14 protein-coding genes are annotated in these 17,273 nt (G+C 63.9%); 1 reads left to right on the top strand and 13 read right to left on the bottom strand.

Annotated elements, in window-relative coordinates; all coding sequences use genetic code 11:
• Nucleotides 1–164 precede the first annotated feature (164 nt).
• The gene (locus EZI54_RS11710) at nt 165–1,373 is read left to right on the top strand and encodes an HD-GYP domain-containing protein (protein WP_131482069.1); all 1,209 of its coding nucleotides are present in this window, start codon (nt 165–167) and stop codon (nt 1,371–1,373) included.
• A 17-nt stretch (nt 1,374–1,390) separates the two neighbouring features.
• Here the strand turns inward: EZI54_RS11710 and choV are convergent, their stop codons facing one another.
• The 13 genes from choV to acnA form a co-directional block, all read right to left on the bottom strand.
• The gene (choV, locus tag EZI54_RS11705; RefSeq protein WP_131482068.1) at nt 1,391–2,572 is read right to left on the bottom strand and encodes a choline ABC transporter ATP-binding protein; all 1,182 of its coding nucleotides are present in this window, start codon (nt 2,570–2,572) and stop codon (nt 1,391–1,393) included.
• Nucleotides 2,569–3,417, bottom strand: coding sequence for a choline ABC transporter permease subunit (gene choW / locus EZI54_RS11700; protein WP_131482067.1), 849 nt, complete (start codon nt 3,415–3,417; stop codon nt 2,569–2,571). Before choW ends, choV begins: the two co-directional genes overlap by 4 nt.
• A 74-nt stretch (nt 3,418–3,491) precedes the next feature.
• Nucleotides 3,492–4,421: a choline ABC transporter substrate-binding protein gene (locus EZI54_RS11695; RefSeq protein WP_131482066.1), complete on the bottom strand. Its 930-nt coding sequence runs from the start codon at nt 4,419–4,421 to the stop codon at nt 3,492–3,494.
• A 124-nt stretch (nt 4,422–4,545) separates the two neighbouring features.
• Complete coding sequence (betA, locus tag EZI54_RS11690; protein WP_131482065.1) at nt 4,546–6,213, bottom strand: choline dehydrogenase; 1,668 nt, start codon at nt 6,211–6,213, stop codon at nt 4,546–4,548.
• A gap of 163 nt (nt 6,214–6,376) precedes the next feature.
• Nucleotides 6,377–7,840, bottom strand: a complete 1,464-nt coding sequence (gene betB / locus EZI54_RS11685) for a betaine-aldehyde dehydrogenase (RefSeq protein ID WP_131482064.1) — start codon at nt 7,838–7,840, stop codon at nt 6,377–6,379.
• On the bottom strand, nt 7,837–8,436 hold the full coding sequence (betI, locus tag EZI54_RS11680; protein ID WP_131482063.1) for a transcriptional regulator BetI: 600 nt from the start codon (nt 8,434–8,436) through the stop codon (nt 7,837–7,839). Before betI ends, betB begins: the two co-directional genes overlap by 4 nt.
• Before the next feature lie 258 nt (nt 8,437–8,694).
• Nucleotides 8,695–9,603: a LysO family transporter gene (locus tag EZI54_RS11675; protein WP_131482062.1), complete on the bottom strand. Its 909-nt coding sequence runs from the start codon at nt 9,601–9,603 to the stop codon at nt 8,695–8,697.
• A 139-nt stretch (nt 9,604–9,742) separates the two neighbouring features.
• Nucleotides 9,743–10,057, bottom strand: coding sequence for a DUF2288 family protein (locus EZI54_RS11670; protein WP_131482061.1), 315 nt, complete (start codon nt 10,055–10,057; stop codon nt 9,743–9,745).
• A gap of 24 nt (nt 10,058–10,081) precedes the next feature.
• The gene (locus tag EZI54_RS11665) at nt 10,082–10,651 is read right to left on the bottom strand and encodes a hypothetical protein (protein ID WP_131482060.1); all 570 of its coding nucleotides are present in this window, start codon (nt 10,649–10,651) and stop codon (nt 10,082–10,084) included.
• A gap of 152 nt (nt 10,652–10,803) precedes the next feature.
• Complete coding sequence (locus EZI54_RS11660; RefSeq protein ID WP_131482059.1) at nt 10,804–11,199, bottom strand: response regulator; 396 nt, start codon at nt 11,197–11,199, stop codon at nt 10,804–10,806.
• Between the two features lie 93 nt (nt 11,200–11,292).
• Entirely contained in the window at nt 11,293–12,441 is a 1,149-nt protein-coding gene (locus EZI54_RS11655; protein ID WP_131482058.1) for an HDOD domain-containing protein, read from the bottom strand.
• Complete coding sequence (locus EZI54_RS11650) at nt 12,441–14,123, bottom strand: diguanylate cyclase domain-containing protein (RefSeq protein WP_165495738.1); 1,683 nt, start codon at nt 14,121–14,123, stop codon at nt 12,441–12,443. The genes EZI54_RS11655 and EZI54_RS11650 overlap by 1 nt, the downstream gene beginning before the upstream one ends.
• A 257-nt stretch (nt 14,124–14,380) precedes the next feature.
• On the bottom strand, nt 14,381–17,149 hold the full coding sequence (gene acnA / locus EZI54_RS11645; RefSeq protein WP_131482056.1) for an aconitate hydratase AcnA: 2,769 nt from the start codon (nt 17,147–17,149) through the stop codon (nt 14,381–14,383).
• Nucleotides 17,150–17,273 lie beyond the last annotated feature (124 nt).

Below are 17,273 nucleotides of genomic sequence, written 5' to 3'. Positions count from 1 at the left end.
ATCGACGTCGACAACCCGGCTGTTTTTTCCACCTTTTACCATCCTCCGCGCCGGAAACACGTAGAATCGGTATTAACAGCTAAACTGGCTCTTGGACGGGAGTCGAACCGCAGCCGGCAGCACAGTGACGGACGTCGAACGCAAAGCCAAGATGCAGGGCGTTTATGATCAAGCGTATACCGGTATCCGCGTTACGGGTCGGCATGTACATCACCGACCTGAACAACGACTGGATCCCTCATAACAACGACCGGCGCCGTGGTGTCATCCGGCGGGACGAGACGATCGGGAAGATTGCCCGACTGGGTGTGCAACACGTCTACATCGACACCGGCAAAGGCCTCGACTCCCCCGATGCCGTGCCGGCCGATGTCATTGATCGGGCCAACGAGACCCTGCTCCAGCAGGCCGGCGGACTGAAACCCCTGGCAAAACCCTATGCGGCCCTGGAAGAGGAACTGGTCATCGCCCGGCGCATTCACGCCGAGACCCAGAGCCTGGTCGGCAACGTCATGCACAATGTGAAGCTGGGCAAGGCCATCGACCTGTCGCCCCTCCAGGAGTTGGCGGAAAACCTGCAAGGGTCGGTGTTCCGCAACCCCAACGCCATGGCCTGCCTCGGCCGCATCCGCAGGAAGGACAATTACCTGCTGGAGCACTCGGTCAACCTGAGCGTGCTGATGTCGATCTTCGGCAAGGCCATGAAGCACTCGCACGATGTCCTGCATCAGACAATTGTCGGCGCCCTGCTGCACGATATCGGCAAGATCCTGACCCCCGACGCCATCCTCCACAAACCCGGACGTCTCAGCCCGGACGAGTTCGAGGTGATGAAGCAACACGCCGTGCATTCCCACGACATCCTGGCCGGCACCGAAGGCATCGGCGAGCTCACCCTGCTGACCGCCAGCCAGCATCATGAACACATGGATGGCAGCGGCTACCCCGCCGGCCTGAAAGGTGATGAGATTTCCATTCACGGCCGGATGGTAGCCATTGCCGACGTCTATGACGCGATCACCGCCAACCGGGTCTACCACGCGGGTGTAACGCCCACCCAGGGACTCAAGAAGCTGATGGAATGGAGCGGCGACCATCTCGATCCCGAGCTGGTGCGTCAGTTCATCCGCTGTATCGGGATATATCCGGTGGGATCGCTGGTTCTGCTGGAAAGCGGCCGGCTGGGCGTGGTCATCGAAACCAACGAGGACGACCAGCGCCTGCCGGTGCTGAGGCTCATGTACCACACCCGCTTCCGCATGCCGATCAAGGTGGAAACCCTGGACCTGGCGGCCCGGGGTAACCAGGACCGGATCGTAAAGGCAGTCGATCCGGGCACTTACGGCATTGACGTCAGGCCGATACTGGCCTGACGCCAGGCTTCATCCCGTCAGCTGTCGTCCAGGTGCTTGCCCAGCATGGCGTGGTACAGCTCGCGATCACCGATGGAGCCGATGATGGCGCCGCCGTCCTCCACCAGGAGGCTGTGGCCGGTGAAGTAGCGGATCTCGACCGCTTCGCGCAACGGCGTCGACGGCGCGATGCAGGTGGGTTTCTGCTCCAGGCTCTTGATCGCATCCCCTTCGCGCCAGCTCTGGGTCGGATAGGTCTGGCCCTGTGAGGTCACCACCGCTTCCAGCGCACGTTCCGGCGTATGCAGCCAGGTCCCGTAGCGCTTGTTGAGGCAGCGGTTGCCTTCGGCGTCCGCCGGCACCTGGTCGATCGGCAACATCAGCGAGCGGGCCTCCAGCACGTTGAGCGGGTTGGTGCTGGCCACGAAGCTCTTCACGTAGTCGTTCTGCGGGTTCAGCACGATGGATTCCGGTTTGCCATGCTGGACGATCTGGCCGTCCTTCATGATGGCAATGTGGGAACCCAGTTTGAGCGCTTCGTCCAGGTCGTGGCTGACGAAGACGATGGTCTTCTGCAGCTCGGCCTGCAGGCTCAGCAGCTCGTCCTGCAGCTGGTTGCGGATCAGCGGATCCAGGGCCGAGAAGGGCTCGTCCATCAGCAGGATTTCGGACTCGGTGGCCAGGGCACGGGCCAGGCCCACCCGCTGGCGCATACCGCCGGACAGCTCGTTGGGACGGCACTGGGCCCAGTCCTGCAGTCCCACCAGCTCCAACTGGCGCTTCACTTTCTCACGCTGCTCCGACTTGCTCAGCCCCTGCAGGTCGAGGCCGAAGCCGACGTTTTCCTCCACTGTCAGCCAGGGCATCAGCGCGAAGCTCTGGAACACCATGGAGACGCGCCGGGTGCGAATATCCCGTTGCACGGCTTCGCTGGCGCGGGTGAAATCCACCGACGCACCATCATGCTGGATGCGGATGCTGCCGCTGGTGACTTTGTTGAGCCCATTGATACAGCGTAGCAGGCTCGACTTGCCGGAACCGGACAGGCCCATCAGCACGCAGATCTCGCCCTTCTTGATGGACAGGTTGGCGCCCTGGACGCCGACTACCAGGCCCGTCCTGTCACGGATAGCCTCGCGGTCCATCCCCTGTTCGATCATCGGCAGGGCACGTTGGGGTTGCCTGCCGAAGACCACATTGACGTTTTCAAGCTCAATCATGTGGCGCCCTCCCCGGGATTTTTCTGACGGAAGAAACGGTCCATCCAGATCGCCAGCAGGACGATCGCCAGACCGGCCTCGAAGCCTTTGCCGATGTCCACGGTGTTCAGCGCGCGAACCACCGGTACACCGAGGCCGTCGGCGCCGACCAGGGCGGCGATGACCACCATCGACAGCGACAGCATGATGCACTGGGTGATGCCGGCGCCGATGGAACTCATGGCAGCGGGTAACTCCACCCGGAACAGCAACTGGCGGTTGGTGCAGCCGAACGCCTTGCCGGCTTCCACCAGTTCGGTCGGCACCTGGCAGATGCCCAGGTAGGTCAGGCGCACCGGCGCGGCAATCGCGAAGATCACCGTGGAAATCACACCCGGAACGACGCCCAGCCCGAACAGGGTCAGGGTCGGGATCAGGTAGACGAACGGGGGGATCGTCTGCATCAGGTCCAGGATCGGCTGCAGGCCTTTGTACAGCCATTGGTGATGCGCTGCGTAGATGCCCAGCGGTATCCCGATGACCACACACAGGATGGTGGCGTACAGCACCAGCGACAGGGTCGCCATGGTGTCTTCCCAGTAGCCCAGGTTCCAGATCAGCAGGAAGCTGATGAGGGTAAAGGCGGTCAGGCCCCAGCGGCGATGACGCAGATGGGCGGCGACGGTGAACAGGGCCACCATCACCCCGGGCGGCACCCACAGGAGGCCGTCGGTCAGGCCATGGATCAGGCCGCCGAGGTTTTCGGAAACGGAATCAAAGAAGCCGCTGCCGTTGTCGATCAGGAAATTGACAACCTCTTCCATGAAGTCGCCGAATGGCAATTGATGCTCGGTTATCCAGCTCATGGTGTCGTGTCTTTGCAGATTCAAAGGCATTTCTCCAGCCGGACCTCATGGCCGGCTGGAGAAGGCGGGATCGCTTACTTGAGGCTGGCCTTGACCGCCGGCAGCGCAGGCTTGCCGTCGATCGTGGTCACGCCGTCCAGCCACTTGTCGAGCGCAGCCGGGTTGTTGGACAGCCACTGGTGCGCGGCGTCACGCGGCTCCATGCCGTCGTCCAGGATCAGGCCCATCACCTCGTTCTCCATGGTCAGGGAGAATTCCAGGTTGTTGAGCAGTTTGCCCACGTTCGGACACTCCTGGGTGTAGTTCTTGCGCACGTTGGTGTGCACGGTGGCACCGCCGTAGTTCGGGCCGAAGTAGTCGTCACCACCGTCCAGGTATTTCAGGTCGTAGTTGGTGTTCATGGGATGCGGCTCCCACGCCAGGAACACGATCCAGTTGTCGCGGCGCACGGCGCGGCCCACCTGGGACAGCATGCCCGCCTCGCTGGACTCCACCACACGGAACCCCTTCAGGCCGAAGGCGTCCTTGTCGATCATGTCCTGGATCAGGCGGTTGCCGTCGTTGCCCGGCTCGATGCCGTAGATGCGGTTGTCGAACTGGTCCGCGTGCTTGGCGATGTCGGCAAAGCTGTGGACGCCGGCGTCGTAGACGTACTGGGGTACGGCCAGGGTGTACTTGGCGCCGGTCAGGTTGGTGCGCAGGGATTCCACGTCACCGCTGTCCAGGTACGGGCGGATGTCCGCTTCCATGGTGGGCATCCAGTTGCCCAGGAACACGTCGATGTCCTTGTTTTTCAGGGACCGGTATGTGACCGGCACGGACAGGACGTTAGCCTTGGCCTTGTAGCCCATGCCTTCCAACACTTCGGAAGTGAGTGCCGTGGTGGCCGTGATGTCGGTCCAGCCCACATCGGCGAAACGTACGGTCTTGCATTCCTGGTTGGGCGCGGCGATCGCGGCGCCACCCAGCATGAGACTGCCAAGAGCCAGCAAAAACTTCTTCATCGTTATCTCCTTTCTCCAGCTTGAAGCCACGCCGGACGTCGCCCGGCGTGCCTCTTGGTTTTGAAAGTGCTTTTGTTTCTATAACATCGTCGTTGTCGTTATCACGCCACTGCGGGCGTTGTGCTTATCGCTGCTTGTTCTGCCAATCCGGGTGTTCCCAGACGTCAACGGGCATCGGGGCCAGCGGATCCCGGCCGCGGATGTGATCCGCGCACTTCTCGGCCAGCATGATGGTGGGGGCATTGAGGTTGCCGCTCACCACGCTGGGCATGATCGACGCGTCCACCACGCGCAGGTTCTGCACGCCATAGACCCGGGCCTGCTCATCGACCACCGCCATCGGGTCATCGGCGCTGCCCATCTTGCAGGTGCAGGACGGGTGGTAGGCGCTGTCCGAGTACTGACGTACAAAGGCGTCGATGTCGGCATCGGAGGTCATGTCGGCGCCCGGGCGCAGTTCCTTGCCGCGGAAGCGATCGAAGGCCTTCTGCTGGAAAATCTCCCGGGTCAGCTTGACGCTCTCGCGCATTTCCCAGCGGTCCCGCTCGGTGCTGAGCAGGTTGGGCTGGATGATCGGGTGATCCCCCGGCTTGTCGGATTTCAGGGTCAGGTAGCCACGGCTGGTGGGGCGCATCGGGCCGACATGCACCTGGAAGCCGTGGCATTCGGCGTCCTTGCGACCGTGATCCAGTACCTGCGAGGGCAGGAAATGGAACTGGATGTCCGGATGCCGCACGCCGGCCTCACTGCGGATAAACCCGCCCGCTTCCAGGTGCGCCGTGCGGCAGGCGCCCCAGTCGTGGTTGAGGAACCACTTCACACCGGCAACCGTCTTACCCGGCTGGGTGGTGTACTTGTAGAGCGTGACCGGCTCCTTGCACTCGTGCTGGACATACAGCTCGAGGTGATCCTGCAGGTTCTGGCCCACGCCCGGGCGGTCCACCTTCACATCGATGCCGTGCTTTTCCAGGTCGGCCGCCGGACCGATCCCGGACAGCATCAGCAGCTGCGGCGAGTTGATGGCCCCGCCACTGACGATGACTTCCTTGCGTGCGGCGACGCGGACGGTCTTGCCGTCCTGTACGTATTCCACGCCCACGGCGGTGTCACCGTCGAACAGGATGCGATGGGTCATGGCGCCGGTTTCGGCGGTCAGGTTGGGCCGGTCCAGTACCGGGCGCAGGTACGCCTGGGCAGCACTCCAGCGCTTGCCCTGCTTGATGGTCATGTCCATCACGCCGACGCCTTCCTGCTGGTAGCCGTTCATGTCGTCGGTGAACGGGTAGCCGGCCTGCTGGCCCGCTTCGATAAAGGCATCGAACAGCGGGTTGGGCTCGTCGCCGGTATGCACGTTGAGCGGACCGTTGCCGCCCCGATAGTCGTCGGCGCCCTTCTCGCGGGTTTCCGCCTTACGGAAGTATGGCAGTACGTCCTGGTAGCGCCAGCCGCTGGCGCCTTCGTCGTGCCAGCGGTCGTAGTCGTAGGCGTGGCCGCGGATATAGACCATGGCGTTGAGGGCGGAACCGCCGCCCCAGACCTTGCCCCGCGGCCAGTACAGGCGGCGGTTGTCCATGTATTCCTGGGGCTCGGTGTGGTAGTACCAGTTGTACTTGTCGTCCATGAGGTTGTACATGAGGGCCGCCGGCATGTGGATCTTCCAGGTGTTGTCCTTCTTGCCCGCCTCCAGCACAAGCACCTGGTCCTGGCCGTCCTCGGTCAGGCGGTTCGCCAGTACGCAGCCGGCTGAACCGGTGCCCACCACCACGTAGTCAAACTCACAATCAAAATTCAAAACAGACTCCCCTGCGTTTGCAGTCGATAACCGGGCCAGTGGCGACGGGAAGGCTGGGTCGGGACCGTCCGGGGCCTGGATGGCCCCGGTCGAGCGTACAGGGACGTATTCACAGCGTGTCCCGGCCAAGCCTTCCCGTCGGCACGTCTTTCAATGGCTGACGTCAGAACGGCGCTTCGAGCGGCGCCATGCCGACATAAATGGATTTGGTCTGGGTGTAGTGCTCGATCGCCTCGCGACCGTTTTCCCGGCCCAGGCCGGACAGCTTGTAACCGCCCACCGGCATTTCCGCCGGCGACGCGCCGTAGCTGTTGATCCAGCAGATGCCCGCCTGCAGGCGGTGAATCACCCGGTGCGCCTTGAGCAGGTCGCGGGTCATCACGCCGGCGGCCAGGCCATAATCGGTGTCGTTGGCGCGGCGAACGGCCTCGTCCTCGTCGTCGAACGGCAGCACCGACATCACCGGCCCGAAGATTTCCTCGCGCACGATGGTCATGTCGTCGCGGCAGTCCGCAAAAACCGTCGGCGCCACGAAGTAGCCGTTCTCGACGCCGGCCGGACTCAGCTCCGTGCCGCCGACGACCAGACGGGCGCCTTCCTGCTTGCCGCTCTCGATATAGCCCATCACCTTGTCCCGGTGAGCGGCGCTGATCAGCGCGCCCAGGTTGGTGCGCGGGTCCATGGGGTCGCCGGCAACGATGTTGTCCCGGGTACGGCGGGCCAGGACTTCCAGAAAATCCTCGTAGACACCGCGCTGGACGAAGACCCGGGTGACGTTGGTGCAGATCTCACCCTGGGTGTAGAAATTGCCCAGCATGGCGGCGGACACCGCCTGCTCCAGATCCGCGTCGTCGAAGACCAGCAGCGGCGATTTGCCGCCCAGTTCCATGGTCACGGACTTGAGGGACTGCGAAGCATCCCCCATGACGGTCCGGCCGGTGGCCGCTTCACCGGTAAAGGAGACCTTGGCGATGGCGGGATCGGCGGTCAGCATCTGGCCGACGCGATAATCGCCCTGCACCACGTTGAACACGCCCGCCGGTACGCCCGCCTCGATGTAGATTTCGGCCAGCTTGATCGCGCCCAGCGGCGTTTCCTCGGACGGTTTGAAGATCATGCTGTTGCCGCAGGCCAGCGCCGGGGCGGATTTCCAGCAGGCGATCTGCAGCGGGTAGTTCCAGGCGCCGATGCCGGCGCACACGCCCAGCGGCTCGCGCCGGGTGTAGAAGAAATCGGGGCCGATCGGCTGGCTGATGCCTTCGATGCTGGACGCCTGACCGGCGAAATACTCCACCGCGTCGGCGCCGGTGACCACGTCCACCACGCTGGCTTCCTGCCACGGCTTGCCGGTGTCCAGTACCTCGATGCGGGCCAGTTCGTCGTTGCGCTCACGCAGCAGCGCCGCGGCGCGGTTGAGAATCCGACCGCGCTCCAGGCCGGTCAGCGCCGACCATTCCCGGAAACCGCGTTCGGCGCTTTCCACGGCGGCTTTCATGACGGACTCATCGGCCTGCTCGACCCGGTAGATCACCTCGCCGGTGGCGGGGTTCACCACGTCAAAGGTCTCACCGGATTGATTGGCCAGTAAACGGCCATCCACAAAAGACGAATAAACGGGAAGGGTCATGCGGAATCTCCATTGTTCGCGTCGATGGCCTGATCGATGTAGGTCTTGCACAGGGCCACGGCCTGGTCCGGCTCGATGCGGCCCTCACTCATCGCGGCGCGCAGCCAGAACCCGTCGATCAGGGCGGCGATGGTCTGGGCCGTGCCCCGCACCCGGTCGGCGGGCATCAGGTCACGGAGATAGAATTGCAGGTTGGACAGCAGGCGGCGCTCGTTGACCCGCTGCAGGCGCATCAGCGCCGGGCTGTGCATGGCCTGGGTCCAGAACGCGAGCCAGGTCTTGGCGGACTGGGGATCGGTCTGCACACTGGAAAAGTTGGCGTCGACGATGGCCATCAGGCGCTCGCGCGACGTGTCCGGGCGTTCCTGCATCAACCGCTGTACATCGCCGCCCAGCGTCGCCAGCAGGTGGCGCATCGCCGCTTCGAGCAACCCCTGCTTGCCGCCGAAGTAATGACTCACGATCCCGACGGACATGCCGGACGCCTTGGCGATCTTGCCGATCGTCGCGCCCTGGAAACCGTGCTCCTCGATGACCTTCAGCGTAGCGTCAATCAACTGCTGACGCCGGATCGATTCCACAACCAGCCTTGCCATACCAACCTCATGAAACGGGTTTGAACACTTGTTCAATTTATTGAACGATCATTCAATACCAAGTAGCTTAATCATTCGAACACTAGAGATCAAACCGGACTCGCCGTCCTGAATTTGGATGACATCCGGAATCAATCGTCCTGGGTGCACCGAAATGCAGGTATAACAAGACATTGGCGCCGCCTGGAGCGGCCCTGCGTTCGATTAGAGCTCAATTGATTTTTCAGGGGACGGGGAAGGAACTGCCAGAGGCCGGCATCAGCCGGCCAGGAAAAGCCCCATGAGGACCGGCGACAGGAAAGACAGGATAAAACCGGAGGCAATCGCCACCGGCACCGTGTCCAGGCCGCCACTACGGCGGATGATCGGCAGGGTGAAGTCCATGGCGGTGGCGCCGCCGTAGCCGATGGCCATTGCCGGCTGGCGGGCAATGATCAGGGGGATTAGGACCAGCGCGATGATCTCCCGCAGGACATCGTTGAGGAAGGCGACGCCACCCCAGGCCGGCCCCAGGGCATCCCCCACCACGATACCGGACAGCGAATACCAGCCAAACCCGGAGGTCAGCGCCAGTACATGCATCAATGGCAGGTCGTAGAAAGGCGCCATCGCCAGACCCGCCAGCAGTGAGGTCAATGCCAACGTCACGGCAATGCCCAGGCCCTGGCGGTTCATCAGCAAGCGCCGCAGGGACAGGCCGGCATTACGCAATTGCAGGCCGATCAACAGCAACAGGAGCATCAGCGCGCCACTGGCCACGTCCTCGATCCAACCCAGCGCAGGCAGCAGCCAGTGCCCCAGCGCCATGCCGGCGATCACCGCCAGCAGCGGTTTGGCCGCGCCAAGGAACAGGCGCCGGTAGCCCACATGGCTCCGGGACTCCTCCGCACTTGCCAGCGTCATGGGTTGCCAGCGGTGCCACAGCCAGAGGCCGGCAACGTTGGCGACCAGCAGCCCGAACACCAGCACCAACACCTGGCCGGTCATCCGGTTCAGTTGGTCCGCCAGCCCCTCGAGCTGGCCCAGGCTGATACCGAGCAATCCCAGGATCAGGTAGACCAGCGCCTCCAGCATATGGTTGATCCACGTCAGCAGGCGACGGTTCTCAAGGTGGACAGCAAAACCGACAAAGAGCGGCACCAGGATCAGCAGGGCGCTGGCAAACATGGGAGTCCCTTGGAAATTGGCAATCAGGGGTGATTCGGAAGGCGATGCGAGTCTAGCAAAAACCGATCATTGGTTGAATTTCCTGCGGCGGGAAAGCACGCTGCAGAACGGTCCCTATCCCGCCGTACTGCAGCATGGCTCAGTTTTTCGTTTTGCCGTCCTGGATCAGTACCCAGGGAGCGACCACGACGGCCCAGACCGACGCTTCGGCGTCGTACCAGGACTGGGCCCGTTCAGCCGGCACTTCACCGACCTGGCCATCCGCCAGCCACTGCTGGAAACGGGCCTTGTCGTCCGCCGCCAGCGCTTCGGCCACGGCCAGCAGATCGAGCGCCTCAGCCACGAACACCACCTGCCCCCGGGCAAAATAGGTCTGCAGGTCGCGCCAGGGAATCCGGGCGGTTTCCAGGTTCAGCCTGTCGCGCAGGTTGTCGGTGGATTGCTCAGCGGCCATCGGGTCTCCGGTCGGTGGTTCGTATCAGTTGGCCGGCTGCTGCGGCATCTTCTGCTGCTGTTTGCGCGCCTGGGCCTGCATGAATTCCATGATCTTCTGCTTGTTGCGTTCGAGCACTTCGCGGTCGTTATCCGACACCTTGTCGGCAATGTTACCGAACTGCTGCTTCATTTTCTGACGCGCCTGCTCCGGCACATTGGGGTTGTTCATCATGGCTTCCTGGGTTTGCGCCAGGAACCCCATCATGACCCGGGCCTGCACTTCCAGCAGCTCTTCGACGGAATCGAAGCCATTGTTCTCCGCCACGCGCCGTACGTCGGCATCGGCATCCACTTTTTCCAGGGCCTCGGCCATGTCTTCAGCCATGGCTTCCGGATCGAAATCCTTGGCACGGGGATCCAGGCGCGGCGGGCGCTCGTCTTCCGGCAGCGAGGCCAGGCGCTGGCTCACCTGCTCCATCACCGGCTGAAGCTCATCCATGGCGCCCAGCAGGTTATCCAGCCGCTCGTCGGTCAGTGGCGCGTCCGCCTGGACGGCCAAAGCCACCAGGGCCAGCATCAACCCCGCCAGCCAACGTCCCATGATTTGCCTCATTGTGCTCTCCTTTTCGCTGTGGTCGGGCGGAATGACTGGGTCCGTCCGACACGTCATGATTGATGGTCAAGCCCTGTTATGCACGTAAAACCCAACAGCACCCAAAAGCTTCCCGGAGCCAGCGTGGCATGATTTGCCGGGCCGGACAAGCGTCATGGCGCCCCGGCCGAGCCGTCCCGCCAGATCGACCGGACCGTCTCAGCCAGCGTCATGGGATCAAACGGTTTGGCGATGGTGGCCACCGCACCCAGTGCCCGGTGGGCTTCCATTTCCGACGGCTCGGCACGGGCGGTCATAAAGACCACCGGCACCGCCGCCAGCGACGGTATCCGACGCAGTGAAGACAGGGTTTCCGGTCCATCCATCCCCGGCATGAGCACATCCAGCAGAATCAACTGGGGTGCTTTGTCCGGAGCCACGGCCAGGGCGTCCTCGCCGGAGGCGCAGACGGTCACCTCGAACCCGCCCACGGCACCCAGGGCCAACTCAGCCACAGCCCGGATGTCCGGTTCGTCATCCACACAAAGCACACGTCTGAGATCGGTCATATCAGGCTATCCAGGCAGTCTTGTCCGAGCCGGTTGCGACGACTGACCGGCCCGCATCGGTGACGGGCATCCTCGTGGATCCGGCGTTCCCGGTCAACCCTCCGCCGGATCCGGCACGGGCGGCTCCATTCCCAGCCGCCGCATCAGCGCCAGGTATTCCGCAGACTTTCGGTCACCGTCGGCAAACAGCGCCGCGGCCCGCATGATCAGCCGGCTTTGGTGGGTCGAGCCATGGGGCAGGCTGTGGATGGCGCCCACCAGGTCGCGCAACTGCAGCGGCAGACGCCACTGGACCTTGAGGCGGTTGCCCAACGGCTGCGCCCATTCCCGGATCAGCTCATCGATGTCGCTGTCGGCCAATGCGCCGCCGCTGGACAGGAATTGCTGCAATACGCTGAGTACCGCCAGTTCTCCGACCCGCCCCATCAAACCCGCGGTGTAACACAGCGCCGGATCCTGGTTCAATTGGCGGGCCAGCCGGCCGGCCTCAAGGGCCACCCGGTCACTCAGTTCCGTATAGGCCTGCGCCCTGGTCTGCAAACGGGCATCGCTCAGGTCGTGGGCATGATCGAATGCCATGCCCAGTGCGATGTTCAGCGTCATCTCCACGCCCAGGGTGTCGATGGCATCCCGCAGCGAGTCCACGGACTCGCCACTGCGGCGATAGGAACTGCCATTGGCCACGTCGAGAAGACGCATCACCAGGGACGTTTCATCCCGCCAGCGCTCGGCCAACTGACCCGGCGACGGCGGATCGTCGCGGTGCATCAACTCCAGCACACTGGCCGGATCCAGGCTGGTCGGCAACAGCACCTGCCCATCCATGGCGTCGGCGAACAGCGACTCGGGCCCATCGAGTGAATAGGCTGACTTGACGTCCTCCTCGCTCGCCAGGGCCTTGAGGCGATCGTGTACCACGCTCACGTCGAACGGCTTGGTGATGAAGGCGTTGACATGATGCCTGGCGGCGGCCAGCACGGACTGGCGATCAGAGCGCCCGCTGATCATGACGATCGGCACGTCCGGGTCCTGCCGCCGGACATGGCGCACGAAATCCAGTCCGGACCCATCGGGCAGGTTCCAGTCACACAGGATCATGTCGGTGTGCCCCGATTGCCACTCCCCGATGGCATCGTCGACGCTGGCAAAAATATGGACCGGGCCGTGCGGGCTCAGACTCAGGGCAATGGTTTCGAGGAGTTCGGCGACCAGCAGGTCGTCTTCGAGGATCAGGATGCCCATCACTCATCCGCCCGCCAGACGCCAACGCTTTCCCGATCCTCCTGTTTACGCTCCGCCAGGGCATCGTCCGCGGCCGCAAGGGCGGCATCCGCACTGGGAAAGGCGCCCAGTTCGGCCAGACCAACGCTGAGCGTGGCATGGAAGGCGCGGATTCCTGACTGGAAAGCCAGCCCGGCGAATTGCCGGCATATCGCCTCGAAGACGCCCCGGGCCTGCTCGTCGGTACAATCCGGCAGCAAGACGACGAATTCCTCACCGCCGTACCGTCCGATCAGGTCGGAACTGCGCAGGCGCTGGCGCAGCACGTCCGCGAGGCTGCGGATGACCGTGTCGCCGGCCGCATGGCCATAGTCGCGGTTGAGCTGGCGGAAATCGTCCAGATCGAGGATCGCCACCACCGAGCGGCGACCATGCCGGCGAACCTGGGCGTGCTCGCGGGCCACGGCCTGGCGGATACGCGAGGCCACCAGGGTGCCTGACAGCCGGTCCCGGGAAAGCTGCCGGGACAGCTGCCGCGCCCGGTAGCAACGTGAGCGCACCGCCGCGATCAGCGAACGGTCGGTCAACGGGCCGGTCAACACGTCCTCGGTGTCCAGGGCGTCCTGATCGATGTCGCCGGGGCCGGCCGTGAGGAAAACCACCGGCATGTCCCGCCATTCCGGCTGCAACCGCACCATGCGGGCCAATACCGGGCCACTGCAGGGCCCAACCCGGTGCTCCAGCAACAGCACATCGGGGCGAAAGGCGGGCAACTGCGCCAGTATCTCCGCGGGCTCGACGACCACCCGCACATCCATGCCGGCAGAGGCCAACACCGCCTGGGCATGCATCACCCGGGCACGGTCGTCGTCCACCAGCATCACGCGGCTGCGCCGGGCGGACTGGTATTCACTGAGCGCAGCCTCAATCCGGTCCACCAGCGACGGGATATCCACCGGCCGGAGAAAGAGTCCGCCAGCGCCGCTCTCCGCCAGCCGGTAGCGCAACTCGAAGGAATCGCTGCCGGCCAGGTAGATCACCGGCAGGATGTTGGGCGATCCGGTCAGTTCCAGATCGTCCAGTTGAGCCTGCAGCGTCGCGTCGGCCACCACGGCGACCGGCACATCCTCCGGCAGTCCCGCGCGGATGGCCTGGATCTCCACCGGATTCTGCACCCACTGCACGTGGTAGCCGTGCTCCTGTAACCGGGAAGCCAGCGGCGAGGCCTGCGCCACATCGGGATCGGCCAGGATGACGCGGGTCGGGCTGACCTGGGGAATATCGGTAGCGACCGGTTCGTCGTCATCATCCGGCAGGTAGGGCTCGCGCGGATCCACCGCCGCCAGCGGCGAGGCGCTCTCCAGGAAGTCCCCGAGGCCGTGGATGCGCGCCAGGAAGGCATCGTCCAGCGTCTGCCGGAGCCGGTCCGACAAGCCGGGACTGGCGATATCGGCCTCAACCAGCGGCTGCAGGCGGCCCTCCAGGTCACGGGCCTCGTCCCCCAACGCCCGCAGGCCAAACGTTCCCGCGCCACCGGCGATGCGATGCAGGATCTCGTACGCTTCCCGGGCCCGCTGGATGCCCGCGGCGTCGGCCTGGCGAGGCGAGAGCAAACGCTGCAGCTCTTCAAGCTCGCCCTTCACCCGCGCCGCAAACCGGGTTTTCAGCGCCTGCAACCGGCCTTGTACATCGGGAGCACTCAAAATATCGCCATCCAAGTTAGAAAGCCCCTGGGCGGTCCGGAATCGCTGCCGGCGCCCAGAGGCTCGTCAGGAACCCCGGATCCCGCAACGACGGCTGCGGGAACGCTTTCATCCTCACTATAGTCGGCCATCCCACAGAAACAAACTGTCGGGAAGGCCGATATTTACGGGACTTTAATCCGTGGCGTACCGAATTCCGCCCACAAAAAAACCGCCCTGGCCGAACCAGGACGGGTCGTTTCCGACGACAGAACGCGTCAGGCCGCCTTGATCATCTCCCGCAGCACGTAGTGCAGGATGCCACCGTTCACGAAGTAGCCGGCCTCGTTGACGGTGTCGATCCGGGAGATCAGCTCGACCGACCGCTCCTGGCCGTCCGGGTAGGTCACGGTCATGGTGACTTTCTGCCCCGGAGTGACTTTATCGCCCGCCATCCCGGTCAGGCTGATCGTCTCCTCACCGGCGAGCTTGAGCGACTTGCGGTCCGTGCCTTCCGGGAACTGCAGGGGCATCACGCCCATCCCGATCAGGTTGGAGCGGTGGATCCGCTCGAAGGACTCGGCCACGACGGCCTTCACGCCCAGCAGGCGGGTGCCCTTGGCGGCCCAGTCGCGGCTGGAACCGGTGCCGTATTCCTTGCCGGCGATCACCACCAGCGGCGTGTCGTCCTCGGCGTACTTCATGGCGGCATCGTAGATGGCCATTTGTTCACCGGACGGAATGTGACGGGTAAAGCCGCCTTCCACGCCATCGAGCATCTCGTTCCTGATGCGCACGTTGGCGAAGGTGCCGCGCATCATCACCTCGTGGTTGCCCCGGCGTGAGCCGTAGGAGTTGAAGTCTTTCGGCTCCACACCGTGCTCCTGCAGGTAGCGCCCGGCGGGGCTGTCCGCCTTGATGGAGCCGGCCGGCGAGATGTGGTCGGTGGTCACCGAGTCGCCCAGCAGGGCCAGGATGCTGGCGTCCCTGACATCCTCCACCGGGTCCGGTTCGCGGCCCATGCCCTCGAAGAACGGCGGATGCTGGATGTAGGTGGACTTGTCGGACCACTCGTACACCTTGCTCTCCGGCACCTTGATGGACTGCCAGGTGGCGTCGCCGTCGAACACTTCGGCGTATTCCTTGCGGAACATGTCGGTCTTGACCTGCTCCACCGCCTGGGCGATTTCGTCCTGGGACGGCCAGATGTCCTTCATGTAGACCGGGTTGCCGTCCTTGTCGGTGCCCAGCGGGTCCCTGGTCAGGTCCACGCGGACGTTGCCGGCCAGGGCGTAAGCCACCACCAGCGGGGGCGATGCCAGCCAGTTGGTCTTCACCAGCGGATGCACCCGGCCCTCGAAATTGCGGTTACCGGACAGCACCGAGGCGACGGTGAGGTCGCCTTTTTCGATGGCGTTCTCGATCGGTTCGGGCAGCGGGCCGGAATTGCCGATACAGGTGGTGCAGCCGTAGCCCACCAGGTTGAAGCCAAGCTGGTCCAGGTCCTCCTGGAAGCCGCCGGCCTTGAGGTAGTCGGTCACCACCTTGGAGCCCGGTGCCAACGAGGTCTTCACCCAGGGCTTGGTGGTCAGGCCTTTCTCGAGTGCCTTCCGCGCCAGCAGGCCGGCGGCCATCATGACGCTCGGGTTGGAGGTGTTGGTGCAGGAGGTGATCGCGGCGATCACCACCGCCCCCGGATCGAGCCGGAATTTCCGGCCGTTGTGCTCGGTGTGCTGGCTGGCCGCGTGCTCGTAGCTCTCCTCGACACCGACTGCCGACTGGCCGCCCTCGGATTGCAGCTTGCCGTCCTCGGTGCCGCCATTACTGGAGGTGTCGGCGGTGTTCATCAGCAATTCGAAGGTGGACTTCATGTTGGTCAGTGCCACCCGGTCCTGCGGACGCTTGGGACCGGCCAGGCTGGCTTCCACGTCACCCATGTCCAGTTCCAGGGTATCGCTGTAGACCGGTTCATGGCCCGGCTCGCGCCACAGGCCCTGGGCCTTGGCGTAGGCTTCCACCAGATCGATCTGCTCTTCTTCACGGCCGGTCAGGCGCATGTAGTTCAGGGTCTGTTCGTCTACCGGGAAGAACCCGCAGGTGGCGCCGTATTCCGGCGACATGTTGGCGATGGTCGCGCGGTCGGCCACCGGCATGTCTTTCAGGCCGTCGCCGTAGAATTCCACGAACTTTCCGACCACACCGCGCTTACGCAGCATCTGGGTGACCGTCAGCACCAGGTCGGTGGCAGTGATGCCTTCACGCAGCTTGCCGGTGATCTTGAAGCCCACGACTTCCGGAATCAGCATGGAGACGGGCTGGCCCAGCATCGCCGCTTCCGCTTCGATACCGCCGACACCCCAGCCCAAGATGCCCAGGCCGTTGATCATGGTGGTGTGGGAGTCGGTCCCTACGAGGGTGTCCGGGAAGGCGTAGGTCTTGCCGCCCTGCTCTTTGGTCCAGACGGTCTTGCCCAGGTATTCCAGGTTGACCTGGTGGCAGATGCCGGTGCCCGGCGGCACCACACGGAAGTTATCGAAGGCCTGTTGGCCCCAGCGCAGGAACTCGTAGCGTTCCTGGTTGCGCTCCATTTCGATGGCCACGTTGTCCTTGAAGGCGGAGGCGTCGCCGAAATGGTCCACCATCACCGAGTGGTCGATGACCAGGTCCACGGCGGACAGCGGCTTGATCCGGGCCGGGTCCTCGCCGGCGACGTTCATGGCGTCGCGCATGGCGGCCAGGTCGACCACGGCGGGAACACCGGTGAAATCCTGCATCAGCACCCGGGCCGGACGGTACTGGATCTCGGTGTCGGAATGGCGCTTGTCCAGCCACTGGTGCATGGCCTTGAGGTGGTCCCCGGTGACGGTGTCACCGTCCTCGTTGCGCAGCAGGTTTTCCAGCAGCACTTTCAGTGAGAACGGCAACCGGGACACGTCGCCGAGGCTGTCACCCGCCTTGGGCAGGCTGTAGTAATGGTAGGTCTTGCCGCCGACGTCCAGGCTGGCAAGGGTATTCAGACTGTCGTGACTGATACCTTCTTTCGACATGTAACGCCTCCTTTCCTTATCGTATTCGAAGTGTCAAAGGGCGTGATGGGGATTCGGCCTCTCATCAGGATAGTGGGACCTCCAGCCTGGGCCAGAAATTCCCGTTTGAACAGTTACTCCTTAC

Source organism: Marinobacter halodurans (assembly GCF_004327985.1).
Classification (GTDB): domain Bacteria; phylum Pseudomonadota; class Gammaproteobacteria; order Pseudomonadales; family Oleiphilaceae; genus Marinobacter_A; species Marinobacter_A halodurans.
This window is presented reverse-complemented; position numbering and strand designations above follow the sequence as displayed.

Excerpts from the sequence above, each read along its gene's own strand:
- EZI54_RS11660 (WP_131482059.1), bottom strand. The coding sequence starts at position 11,199 with ATGACCGATCTCAGACGTGTGCTTTGTGTGGATGACGAACCGGACATC.
- EZI54_RS11675 (WP_131482062.1), bottom strand. The coding sequence starts at position 9,603 with ATGTTTGCCAGCGCCCTGCTGATCCTGGTGCCGCTCTTTGTCGGTTTT.
- EZI54_RS11695 (WP_131482066.1), bottom strand. The coding sequence starts at position 4,421 with ATGAAGAAGTTTTTGCTGGCTCTTGGCAGTCTCATGCTGGGTGGCGCC.
- choV (WP_131482068.1), bottom strand. The coding sequence starts at position 2,572 with ATGATTGAGCTTGAAAACGTCAATGTGGTCTTCGGCAGGCAACCCCAA.
- betI (WP_131482063.1), bottom strand. The coding sequence starts at position 8,436 with ATGGCAAGGCTGGTTGTGGAATCGATCCGGCGTCAGCAGTTGATTGAC.
- betB (WP_131482064.1), bottom strand. The coding sequence starts at position 7,840 with ATGACCCTTCCCGTTTATTCGTCTTTTGTGGATGGCCGTTTACTGGCC.
- choW (WP_131482067.1), bottom strand. The coding sequence starts at position 3,417 with ATGAGCTGGATAACCGAGCATCAATTGCCATTCGGCGACTTCATGGAA.
- EZI54_RS11710 (WP_131482069.1), top strand. The coding sequence starts at position 165 with ATGATCAAGCGTATACCGGTATCCGCGTTACGGGTCGGCATGTACATC.
- EZI54_RS11670 (WP_131482061.1), bottom strand. The coding sequence starts at position 10,057 with ATGGCCGCTGAGCAATCCACCGACAACCTGCGCGACAGGCTGAACCTG.
- EZI54_RS11655 (WP_131482058.1), bottom strand. The coding sequence starts at position 12,441 with ATGGGCATCCTGATCCTCGAAGACGACCTGCTGGTCGCCGAACTCCTC.
- EZI54_RS11665 (WP_131482060.1), bottom strand. The coding sequence starts at position 10,651 with ATGAGGCAAATCATGGGACGTTGGCTGGCGGGGTTGATGCTGGCCCTG.
- acnA (WP_131482056.1), bottom strand. The coding sequence starts at position 17,149 with ATGTCGAAAGAAGGTATCAGTCACGACAGTCTGAATACCCTTGCCAGC.